At 43.7% G+C, this 12016-nt stretch carries 10 protein-coding genes; 7 read left to right on the top strand and 3 right to left on the bottom strand.

Annotation, left to right across the window (positions count from 1 at the left end; translation table 11 throughout):
- The first annotated feature begins 85 nt into the window (after window positions 1-85).
- The 5 genes from PI95_RS16975 to PI95_RS16995 all read left to right on the top strand — a co-directional run bounded on the left by PI95_RS16975 (window position 86) and on the right by PI95_RS16995 (window position 6528).
- Complete coding sequence (locus PI95_RS16975; protein WP_039738530.1) at window positions 86-1255, top strand: zinc-dependent alcohol dehydrogenase; 1170 nt, start codon at window positions 86-88, stop codon at window positions 1253-1255.
- 96 nt (window positions 1256-1351) lie between these two features.
- Window positions 1352-2515 carry a Gfo/Idh/MocA family protein gene (locus PI95_RS16980; protein WP_039738532.1) on the top strand — a complete coding sequence of 388 codons (1164 nt, stop codon included), beginning with the start codon at window positions 1352-1354 and terminating at the stop codon, window positions 2513-2515.
- Between the two features lie 76 nt (window positions 2516-2591).
- Window positions 2592-2933, top strand: a complete 342-nt coding sequence (locus PI95_RS16985; protein WP_039738533.1) for a cupin domain-containing protein — start codon at window positions 2592-2594, stop codon at window positions 2931-2933.
- A gap of 160 nt (window positions 2934-3093) precedes the next feature.
- A complete protein-coding gene (locus tag PI95_RS16990; RefSeq protein ID WP_039738534.1) occupies window positions 3094-5262 on the top strand; it encodes a catalase in 2169 nt (722 codons plus the stop codon).
- 351 nt (window positions 5263-5613) lie between these two features.
- Window positions 5614-6528 (top strand): manganese catalase, encoded by a 915-nt coding sequence (locus PI95_RS16995; protein ID WP_039738536.1) that lies wholly within the window; start codon window positions 5614-5616, stop codon window positions 6526-6528.
- A 79-nt stretch (window positions 6529-6607) separates the two neighbouring features.
- On the opposite strand, the gene PI95_RS17000 is transcribed toward PI95_RS16995, so the two are convergent.
- The 3 genes from PI95_RS17000 to PI95_RS17010 all read right to left on the bottom strand — a co-directional run bounded on the left by PI95_RS17000 (window position 6608) and on the right by PI95_RS17010 (window position 10576).
- Window positions 6608-6862, bottom strand: a complete 255-nt coding sequence (locus PI95_RS17000) for a hypothetical protein (protein ID WP_039738537.1) — start codon at window positions 6860-6862, stop codon at window positions 6608-6610.
- 6 nt (window positions 6863-6868) lie between these two features.
- The gene (locus PI95_RS17005) at window positions 6869-8152 is read right to left on the bottom strand and encodes a serine hydrolase (protein ID WP_039738550.1); all 1284 of its coding nucleotides are present in this window, start codon (window positions 8150-8152) and stop codon (window positions 6869-6871) included.
- A 303-nt stretch (window positions 8153-8455) separates the two neighbouring features.
- Window positions 8456-10576: an ATP-binding protein gene (locus tag PI95_RS17010; protein WP_039738538.1), complete on the bottom strand. Its 2121-nt coding sequence runs from the start codon at window positions 10574-10576 to the stop codon at window positions 8456-8458.
- Between the two features lie 211 nt (window positions 10577-10787).
- Here PI95_RS17010 and ureE point away from each other — a divergent pair, with 211 nt between their 5' ends.
- Together ureE and PI95_RS17020 are read left to right on the top strand one after the other, a co-directional pair.
- Window positions 10788-11219 carry an urease accessory protein UreE gene (gene ureE / locus PI95_RS17015; protein WP_039738539.1) on the top strand — a complete coding sequence of 144 codons (432 nt, stop codon included), beginning with the start codon at window positions 10788-10790 and terminating at the stop codon, window positions 11217-11219.
- Window positions 11206-11883, top strand: a complete 678-nt coding sequence (locus tag PI95_RS17020) for an urease accessory protein UreF (RefSeq protein ID WP_039738541.1) — start codon at window positions 11206-11208, stop codon at window positions 11881-11883. Before ureE ends, PI95_RS17020 begins: the two co-directional genes overlap by 14 nt.
- The last annotated feature ends 133 nt before the right edge of the window (window positions 11884-12016 follow it).

The following is a 12016-nucleotide window of genomic DNA, read 5'->3' on the forward strand; positions in this document are numbered from 1 at the left end:
CGCTTTAATACCGAAGATATGAGCGGTAAACCGCTCACTACCTACTAACAACGCTCCAACTAACAACCAACAACTAACAACTATTATGAAAGCAGTATGCTGGCACGGCGCCACTGATGTAAGAGTTGATACAGTGCCAGACCCAAAAATTCTTAACCCGCGTGATGCGATTGTCAAAATTACATCAACGGCAATTTGCGGTTCTGATTTGCATCTTTTCAATGGCTACATCCCGACGATGGAAAAAGGGGATATCCTTGGTCATGAATTCATGGGGGAAGTCGTCGAACTTGGTAGCGCAGTTAATAATGTCAAAGTAGGCGATCGCGTCGTTGTTCCCTTTACAATAGCCTGTGGTAACTGCTATTTCTGCAATACTGATTTATGGTCGCTGTGCGACAACTCCAACCCCAACGGTTGGCTAGCAGAAAAAATCATGGGTCATTCTCCCTCAGGTCTATTTGGCTACTCTCATATCTTCGGAGGTTACGCAGGCGGTCAGGCAGAATATGCCCGCGTACCATTTGCCGATGTGGGTTTATTCAAAATTCCCGATGGCTTAACAGATGACCAAGTATTATTTTTAACTGACATCTTTCCCACCGGTTACATGGCAGCGGAGAACTGCCACATTAAACCCGGTGATATCGTCGCCGTTTGGGGTTGCGGACCAGTTGGACAATTCGCCATCAGAAGCGCTTTTATGTTCGGTGCAGAACGTGTCATTGCCATCGATCGCGTTCCCGAACGCTTGCAAATGGCGAAAGAATATGGTAGGGCAGAAGTCCTTAACTACGAAGAAGTTGATGTTGGGGAAGTCCTCAAAGAAATGACCGGCGGTCGCGGTCCCGACGCTGTGATTGATGCAGTCGGACTCGAAGCACACGGCAATGACTTGATGGGCTTATACGACAGAGTAAAACAAGAGTTGCGTCTAGAACCAGACAGACCCACCGCATTAAGAAACGCGATCGTTGCTTGTGGCAAAGGTGGTCACGTATCAGTTGCAGGTGCTTACGGTGGCTTCCTCGACAAATTCCCGATGGGTGCAGCCATGAACAAAGCCTTAACCTTCAAGATGGGACAAACTCACGTCCACAGATACTTGCGTCCTTTACTTGAGCGCATCCAAAACGGCGAAATCGATCCATCGTTTATTATCACCCACCGCCTACCGCTAGAACAAGCACCCCACGCCTACGAGATTTTCAAACATAAAAAAGACAATTGCATCAAAGTTGTACTCAAACCTTAAAAAGTTAGGAGTTAAAAGTTAAGAGTGAGGAGTTTTGAATTAAAAATCTAAACTCCTAACTTCTAACTCCTAACTCCTAACTCTTACTAACCTTTCATGTTTGACTTACTAAAATCAGAACTTAGCCGTCGTACTCTTTTATATAAAGCTGGTTTTGGGTTAATTACACTTGGTATCGTCCCAGCGATTTTTAAACCCAGCCGTAGTTTAGCTCAAGCCGCAAAAGAGCCACCGATGCCGCCAGAAAAAAAGTTAGGATGGGCAGTTGTGGGTTTGGGAAAGTTTGCTACCCAACAAATTATTCCTTCGTTTGCTGAGTGTAAGCGTTCAAAGTTGGTAGCATTGGTGAGTGGCGATCGCCCTAAAGCCGAACAGTATGCACGGCAATACGGCGTTAACCCGAAAAATATTTACAACTACCAAAATTACGACACCATCCGCAATAACCCAGAGGTAGATGTTATTTATATCATCTTACCCAACGCCTTACACGCAGAATACACCATTCGCGGCGCACAAGCTGCCAAGCACATCATGTGTGAAAAGCCGATGGCAATCACCGTCGCCGAATGTCAAGCGATGATTGATGCTGCGAAAAAAGCAGGGCGCAAATTGATGATTGCCTACCGCGCTCAATATGAACCATTCAACCTCGCCGCGATTCAATTAGCACAAAGTGGTAAACTTGGCAAGTTGAAATCCATCGTCTCTGACCACGGACGCAACCTCGACCCCAAAGACCCCGCAGACCGCTGGCGTGCCAATAAAAAACTCGCTGGTGGCGGTTCTCTTTATGACATCGGTATTTACAGCTTGCAAGCCACAAGATACATCACGGGTGAGGAACCCACAGAAATCAGCGCCATGATGTACAGCACCCCCAACGACCCCCGCTTTCGGGAAGTTGAGGAAAATGTCAACTTCACTTTGCGTTTTCCTAGCGGCGTGCTTGCCAATTGTACATCCAGCTACGGCTACTCAGACACCAAACGCATCCAAGTTTTTGGAAGTGACGCTACCTTGGAGTTAGACCCAGCTACCGATTACTACAAACACCGCTTGACTGTTAAAAGCAAGAACGGTAACGAGGAACGCAATATTCAAGAACAGAATCAATTCGCTTTGGAGATGGATCACCTTTCTGAGTCCATCATGAATAACAAACAGCCGAAAACCCCAGGTGAAGAAGGTTTGCAAGATGTCAAACTGATGCAGCTGATTTATGAAGCCGCTCGCACAGGTAGAACTATTAAGGTTTAAAAGTGTTTCGTAGTAAGCGCTGAAGCGCTTAATTAAGCGCTTTAGCGCTTACTACAGTAAAAAAAGGAAAGAAAATATGACTGATACTAGCGTTCAAAAAATAGACTCTGCCAATTCTCCCAAAGGTCAACTCGGTCAGAAATATCTTGCTTCTGGCAAAACTGTTTCTATGCGTCTGTGGGAAAATGAAGAACCAGGTGAACCCAAAGAACCAGCAGCACGAGAATATGAAACTGTCGGTTATGTAATCAACGGTCGTGCTGAGTTACATCTTGAAGGTCAAGTAGTTGTGCTTGAACCGGGAAACTCTTGGGTAGTGCCAAAAGGCGCATCCCACACTTACAAAATCTTGGAATCATTCACCGCAGTTGAAGCAACCAGTCCGCCGGCTCAAGTCCACGGACGCGATGAAGATTAGTTTTTCCTTAATCTTACCACCCTGAGAATCCGTAAACCTCTTCATGCCTCAACCCCATAACTTTTTTCACAGCAAAAAAGATATGACTCAGGGTTGAGGTTTTATAGTTTTTTTTGAGTCTATTTTCATATAGAGAACTACTCCTCAAGTAACACCCACCATGAGCGAACCCAACATCAACGAGCAAAGCAAAAACGAAAGTTTAGAACAGTTTCGCGAAGAACCTGGTGAGTACATGACGACGAACCAAGGGATACGTGTAAACAATACCGACAATTCGCTTCATGCTGGGCAGCGCGGACCCACTTTAATGGAGGACTTCCACCTGCGTGAAAAGATGACGCACTTCGACCGGGAACGCATTCCGGAGCGAGTCGTTCATGCGCGTGGATCTGGAGCGCACGGGTATTTCCAGGTTTACGAATCGCTGGCTGAATATACGAAGGCAAAATTCTTACAAGACCCTTCTGTAAAAACGCCAGTATTTGCCCGCTTCTCGACTGTGACGGGGTTTCGTGGTTCAGCAGATACTGTACGGGATGTACGCGGGTTCTCGGTTAAGTTTTACACCGAAGATGGTAATTATGATTTCGTAGGTAATAATATTCCTGTCTTCTTTATTCAAGATGGAATTAAGTTCCCGGATCTTGTCCACGCGATCAAGCCGGAACCCGATAACGAAATGCCGCAAGCCGCAGCAGCACACGACAATTTCTGGGACTTCATCTCGCTGATGCCCGAATCGATGCACATGATTATGTGGGTGCTTTCCGATCGCGCTATCCCCAGAAGCTACCGAATGATGCAGGGCTTTGGTGTCCACACCTTCCGCTTTGTCAACGAGCAGGGTAAAGCACGTTTTGTCAAGTTCCACTGGAAGCCGTTACTCGGTGTTTACTCTTTGGTGTGGGATGAAGCACAGAAAATCGCAGGTAAAGACCCTGATTTCCATCGACGCGACATTTGGGAAGCAATTGAGATGGGGGACTTTCCAGAGTACGAGTTGGGTGTACAAATTATTGAGGAAGAAGACGAATTTAAGTTTGATTTCGATATTCTCGACTCCACAAAGATTATCCCAGAAGAACTTGTTCCCGTGCGACCGATTGGAAAAATGGTCTTGAACCGCAACCCAGACAACTTCTTTGCGGAAACCGAGCAAGTTGCTTTCCAACCATCACACGTTGTTTCTGGTATTGACTACAGTAACGATCCACTGCTGCAAGCGCGGTTGCTTTCATATCACGATACACAGATTCATCGACTCGGTAGCGCCAACTTCGAGTCACTGCCAATCAATCGTGCGGTATGCCCGGTGCATAATAACGATCGCGATGGTATTATGCAAATGAAAATCAACAAGGGTAAAACTAACTACTTCCCCAATTCCCTTGGTGGTGGCTGTCCGATGATGTCTCCAGAGTCGATGGGTGGATATGCCCACTACATGGAAAAAGTTGAAGGGCATAAAATCCGCGAACGTAGCGATAGCTTCAGCGACCACTTCAGCCAAGCGACTCTGTTCTGGAATAGTCTATCTAAGCCTGAGAAGGAACACTTAGTTAAAGCTGCTCACTTCGAGTTAGGTAAGGTGGAAACTAAAGAAGTTCGGCAACGCATGGTTGAACTTTTCAACCAAGTTGATAACGAACTAGCAAAGCTTGTGGCAATGGGCATCGGTGTTGCGGCTCCAAAGGCAGTTACGCAAAACCACGGACGCACCTCCCCAGCTTTGAGTATGGAAAATAACCCTAATCAGCCGGAAAAGACAATCAAGGGGCGGCGCATCGCTATCTTAGCGGCTGATGGGTTCGACGGTTCCCAATTGATGGAAATCAAGCAAGCGTTGAAGAGTGGTGGAGCGCAAGCTGAGGTTGTATCAAAGTTTAAGGGGATGATTAAGAGTGCTGATGGTAAAGAAGTTGAGGTAAATAAGACTTTCCTCACTGCTGCATCGGTGATGTATGATGCTGTTTACATTCCTGGTGGCAAAGAAAGCATCGAAACGCTGAAGAAAGAAGGAGATGTGGTTGAGTTTATCAATGACACTCTCAAGCATTATAAGGCGATCGCTGCAACCGGTGAGGCAGTCGATCTACTAATGATGGCACCTGAAAGCAAAGCGATGGCGTTGGAGAAATCACAGTCAAATGGACATGTAACATCTGATAACGGTGTTATCGCTAGCCGTAATGCTGACAACATCAAAAACGTTGCTCAAGAATTCGTCAAGGCGATCGCTCAACATCGTCATTGGACTAGAACAATCAACGAAATCAAACCACCAGTACAAGAACCGATTGGCGATCGCCTAACTATGGCTAACTAAATTTATACAGGCTAAAGACGGCATGATAACTAATATCATGTCGCCAAATCCACAATTATTGTAGAGACGTTCCGCCGGAACGTCTCTACGATTTTTGTACCCTTGATTCTGATTATCAGAATGCACTAACAATCTCAGTCGGAAGAATTAAACAACCACAGTCAATATACTTATTTTTTAAGTATTTTTTATGTGACCTGAGAATGATGTACACAACAGATTAAATAGGTTTCCTAGAAGTATAGGCGACGAGCAGCCACCGGGTACCAGCCGAAGCGGCTGCACGCTCCAAATCTCAGAAAAATTTGAATTTGTATCGCCTGCTCCACATGCAATAAATGAGGAACACTTATGTTTTACCATAAAAAACAACTACAGTACTTCAAACCGCCAGAAAAACCCGATGCAGTGTACGCGAAGAAAATTCAAGAACTCATCGGTGGCACCTTTGGGGAAATGACTGTGATGATGCAGTACCTGTTCCAGGGCTGGAATTGTCGCGGACCTGCGAAATACCGCGATATGTTGCTAGATATCGGTACTGAAGAAATCGGTCATATCGAGATGTTGGCAACGATGATTGCCCATCTGCTGGATAAAGCACCGGTGAAAATGCAAGAAGAAGGTGCTTTAGACCAAGTAGTGGGTGCGGTGATGGGTGGTAGTAACCCACGAGATGTAATTATGGCGGCAGCGATGAACCCCCAACACGCCATTGTCTCAGGTTTGGGTGCCATGCCAGCCGACAGCGTAGGCTTTCCCTGGAACGGTCGCTTCATCGTTGCCAGCGGTAACTTAATGGCAGATTTCCGTTCAAATCTCCACGCTGAATCTCAAGGACGCTTGCAAGCAGTACGGATGTACGAGATGTCTGACGATCCTGGCGTGAAAGATACTCTTTCGTTTATGATCGCTCGTGATACGATGCACCAAAATCAGTGGGAAGCAGCGATTGAAGAATTAAAAGCAGATGGACTGGAAAGTACTCCTGTTCCTAGTTCCTTCCCGCTGGATTTGGAGAAGCGCGAGTATGCGTATCAGTTCTGGAATCACTCTGAAGGCACCGATAGCGCTGAAGGACGCTGGGCAAAAGGTCCTTCAATGGACGGCAAAGGCGAATTCGAGTATGTGGCAAATCCCCAGCCGCTAGGACCCGAACCCACACCACCACAACCCGATCCCCGACTGCACGGTACACCGAAAACCCAACAGATGCAAGGTACGGGTAATGGTAGTGTAATTGAGCGCAGAGAAATTGGCGGCTAATATCAATACCCCTAATCCCCAACAGCAAATGACAGCTAATTAGCTGGCAGGTACTGATAGTACCTGCCAGTTTTCTTATCTACGGCATTGGGGGAAGAGAATCTAAAAATGTCCAAAGCAATTTTTTCCCCTTAACCGCCATGAAACCACAACCAACTGTAAATAATAGAATCCAAGCAATGCTGAATTCTGTTGCTGTTTTTGTCCATCCAAGAGTAAAGCTGGTAATGTATAACCAATAAACGAGTGCGATCGCTCCTCCGATGATTGCACCAACAACAAAGCGAGTCAGCAATTCTCTCTTACCTGATTTTTTAATTGATTGTTCGTTCATAACTTCTCATTTTTGAGTAAATATACGTTTGCGCTTCAGTACAATTCCTGCTGCACCCAACATTATTAAGCCTGCGATCGCACTTGGTTCTGGTACAGGCTTAGACTGTTCTTTAAGCAAACTCTTGAGTATCCCAGAGAGGATATCGCTTGCGGGCTGCTGGTTTTGCAAATCCACATAAGTAATACCCAAGTCGGGAAAGTACCACCATTGAGAGCCATATCCAGTAACACTGCCATTGTGTCCCCACGCTTTACCGATGCCCTCAAACTCAGTACTAACCAAGCCTAACCCGTACTTCAAGCTATCCCCAACTCCTATATCCTGAAAATCAAGCATTTGGTTGAGACTGTCGGCTGAAAGCAACTCACCCCCAAACAGCGCAGTTGCAAAACGTGTTAAATCTTGCGTGTTTGAAACTATACCGCCAGCAGTCGAGGCAAATGAGAGATTCACACCAGTAACATTATCCAAGGTGCCATTGTTGTCATAATCTAAGTAGCCGTTAACATATCCATCGGGAATTTGCTCTTGTGCAGCAAAAAAGGTATTATTCATCCCCAAAGGATTAAGAATTCGACTGCGAAGGACATCAGCAAAGGTTGAACCTGTGGCTTTTTCGATAATCATCCCAGCTAAAATCATACCCGTGTTCGGATAACAATATTTCGGCGTACAAGTAATTCCTTGTAGTTCTTCAGCAAATCGCGGTTTGCCGTAAGCATAGGCAACAAGTTCTTCTGGAGTCCACTGTTTGGTAGGATTTTTGGGAATTTCCTGCTGAAGCGGAGAGTCATCCCCATATAAAATATCGTAGATGCCGCTCGTACCGTTCAACAGTTGGCGAATTGTGATACTTTTGCTGTCAGGGATATTATCTAAAATCGACGCTGGCAGCCATTTATCTAAAGTATCTTCTAGACTTAGTTTTCCTTCTTCTGCCAGTTTCAATACAGTGACTGCTGTAAAAGGTTTCGTGGTGCTACCAATGGGAAATCTATCTTGAGGACGCATTGCCGTTTTGGTTTCTAAGCTAGAAACACCGCTAGCACCAAACCATGTTTTTTGTGTCCCGATTATACCTACTGTTGCACCAGTAATGCGATTATCTTTGACAGTCTTATCTAGCGTTTGTTGCAGTTTACGGGCTAATTTGTCATTTGTTGATGAAGCCGGAGAATTTATCGATGGGGTGGAAACTAACGATGCTGCTGTTGCGCTTTCTGCTGTGCCAAGAAGAACAGTTGTAGCAATAGTTAGCGATGCAGCTGTTTGATATAAATAGCGCATATTCATCATTATGAAAATAAGTTAGTTTCAGTTTGGCGAAAATAGCGATCGCATTCCAGAGCAAAAATCTATCAAAAAGCTCTCAATTTCTTCTCAAGTTAGGAGGAGCGTGGATAGTGGATAGTGGATAGTGGATGGTGGGAGCGTGGTTAGTGGGAGCGTGGTTAGTGGATAGTCGATAGTGGAATCAACTAACAACTAGCAACTCTCAACTAGCAACGAACAACTATCAACTAACAACCAACAACTATCAACTAGCAACCAACAACTACCAACGCTCCAACGCTCCAACGCTCCAACTCCTCACTCCTCACATTGCGTTTCCTGATGCCATAAAATCTCGGTTACTCGTGTAATCCCGGCTTTTAAATGGCGATGAAAGGTAGCAATCGAAACATCTAATATTTCTGCGGCTTTTTCTTGCGTGCCTGCGGGATGCAAGTAAGAGTGATACAAAGCGCGATAAAATTTGGCTTCGCGGGGCGATTTTTGCAACGATTCCATCGCCTCTTGCAATATTAGTTGTAAAGTAGCAATGCGCTCGGATGTTTGAGAATTAATGCCGATGCGGTTAATCACAATACGCGAATTCAAAAGTACATTGTTTGAGAGTGCATCTGCAAATATAAAATCTCGCAAAGCTTGCTTTACAGCCTCGGTAAAATCAGACTGGTTTATTACTACCGATGATTCAATAGATGTTGTGTAATTAACATTACTTAAATTAGGATTCATCGCCAATATCCATTCTGGTAATTGCATCATCGAGTTAATTGACGATATCACTCGATAATCGCATCCAGAAACACCATATTGTCGTCCTCCTACTGTAAAATAAGCTTGTTTTAACAAAGGTGTTTCCGCAGCCGTACATAAATATTCCCAAAAATTGGGGTTAGCGATCGCAATAAATAAAAAAGCTAAATTCGCAGTCGTGATAGTGTGACGAAAAAGTTTAATATAGACCAGAGTTTGAATTCTCGATACCGCTTGATAACTATCAAAAGCCATCCAAAAACGGCAGAAACTTACTTTTTCTTGTGGTTGCAGTGGCGTTTGATGCTGGATATAATTCCATACAGCTTGTGTTGCCGGATCTAACTGTAAATCCTCAACGCTTGCCGAATGCAAAGCCAATAACATCATAAATCCTAAAGGTGTTCCATCCTGATTTTCTCGGAAGACTAATACAGAATTTGGTTGCTTTGTCAACCAGTGTGCGGCAATTTTAGCAGAATCTTTCCCCTCATGAACTGCTACCATTTTTAACAGCACTGATTTATCAGTTTCCCGCAAGCTGTCAGTTACCAGGTTACTTTTATCTTGCCAAACAAAAAAATGGCGTACATGCTGACTTTTGAAGAGATAATCAAATAAAGCGCGTTCTAGTTCCTCATTGTTAGTCTGCTGGATGCGCTTGATGTAATAAATACGAGCGCGGCTGAATATTTCAGCATAACGTTCTGGATTTCGCCAACGCAAATCAGCGGCGATCGCTTCTCGCGTGATATCATGCGGAAAAATCCACAGCGAAGCTGATTCAATAAAAGATAGTCCGCGCAACCAATCAAACAATTCATAACCATCTTCTAAACCCAAAACTTCCGCTAGCAATGTTTCCGTAGTTAGACGCACCAACGCACAAACTTCTAACGCTGCACGATGCAAAGCGCTTGGTACTTCTTGCACAAATTGTGATAATAATGTTTTAACTACATCAGTGGCAGCTAAAGATTGCAAATCAAATTTATAGTCTTGGGTATAGTCTTGGGTATCATGTTGAACAAATACATCTGCAACTAAAGACAGTGCCAAAGGATGTCCGTGAGTAAAGTTTAAAATGCTCTCATGATGCAAAGAAGCAATTTGGCATTTAGTTAAATAATTGCGAGTTTCTGACTTAGTAAAATTACGTAATTCTATTGTGCGACTTAAAGCTTGCCAACCAGGGTCAGTTCGCCAAACTTTATTCTGCCCTATTCTGCCAGCAAGCACGATGAGAGCATTTTCTGGCAACTGAGGCAAGAATATTTGTAAAAGCCAGTCTTCTAAGGGTTGTAGCGTTTCGTAGGTATCAATGAGAATTACATAATGACTGTTGCACTGAGCGATCGCATCAAGTAAATTATCTGTTAATGAAAGGTTGGCGTTAAGTTTGATCGCATTTAAAAATGAGTCGGGAGTAGGTTCAATGTTACGCGCATCAATATAAATAACGGGTGTGTTCTCTTGAGTGCAGATGTGAGAAAATTCTTGCAACAATGTAGTTTTGCCCACACCACCAGCGCCATAAATATATAAAATCTGAATTTGTAGGAATTTTTCTGATAATATCGATTTAAATAGCGAAATTTCATCGCTACGTCCGACAAAACGCTGATGCCGCAATGAAGTTAAACGATGCCATACACGTTTGTTTGACATGAGTTATATTAAATTTATCTTTATGTGGATAAATATAGCAATACTTTATTACATATTTAAGACTAATTAACGAAATTTAAGACTAATTAACGAACCGCCAAGTACGCCAAGTACGCCAAGGTTTGGGAGAGTTTGAGAGAGTTTATGCGCTGATGAGTGATAATATGGAGATTGCGATTTTGTATTTTAGATTTGAAATTTTTAATTCCTTATGCTCACTTGTACGCAACGTAAACCGCCAAACAGTAATGCAGCAGTCACCTTAACTCTTGCACTCACCGCAGAAGAACGCACTCGCAGTCGTCATCGCTTTGAAATAGATGGACAAGCGGTATTTTTGCGTTTACCGAGAGGAACGGTGTTACATGATGGCGATATTCTCCAAGATGAAACAAATAGCAATTTAATTAGAATTGCTGCCAAACCAGAAGCAGTTTTAACTGTAACGGCACAAACACCGATATTACTACTACAAGCGGCATATCATTTAGGAAATCGCCATGTACCTGTAGAAATTACAACGACTTATTTACGATTATTACCAGATTCAGTTTTACGCTCTATGTTGGAACAACTAGGGCTAGAAATCAAAGAGGAAATTTTACCGTTTCAGCCCGAAATCGGTGCTTATGGACATCACTGATAGTCATCTTTTATGTCTTTTACAGTTAGCGAGTCCGGCTTTACCTGTGGGAGCATATAGTTATTCTGAAGGATTGGAAACGCTGGTAGAAAATAACGTTATTAATAATCAAGAAAGTTTACAGCATTGGTTGAAAGCAGAATTGCGTTATGGAGCGATTCGGTTAGAAGCGGCAGTGATGGTAAGAGCGTACAATTGTGCGAAAATGAATGATTTAGAGGCGCTATCTCGTTGGAATATGTGGTTATCTGCGGTTCGCGAAACTGAGGAATTACGCAATTCTAGTTTACAGATGGGGCGATCGCTTATCCAATTATTTGCTAAACTACAACCACAAATCAAGCCGATTGCCGATGCTGTGGGTAATTGCAATTATGCGATCGCTTTCGGCATTGCGGCTGCTTACTGGAATATAAATATACAAGCAGCAATCTTAGGATATCTGCATAGCTGGGTAAGTAATTTAATCACTGCTGGCGTGAAACTTATACCTTTAGGACAAACAGCAGGACAGCAGTTATTACTAAACTTACAACCACTAATTAACGATGCAACAGCGTCCATTCTCGCCTTAGAAGATGATAACCTCAGTTGTTGTAGTTGGGGTCTATCTTTAGCAAGCATGGCGCATGAAACCCAGTATACAAGATTATTTCGCAGTTAGGATTGGGTAATGGGTAATGGGTAATGGGTAATGGGGAATGGGGAATGGGGAATTTTATGAGGGGAAAAGGTTAAAGGGGAAAGGGTAAAGGTATGGAAATAAAGAGTTATTTAAATAACTCATTAGATATTTT

This window comes from Hassallia byssoidea VB512170 (assembly GCF_000817785.2).
Classification (GTDB): Bacteria; Cyanobacteriota; Cyanobacteriia; order Cyanobacteriales; family Nostocaceae; genus Hassallia; species Hassallia carrinoi.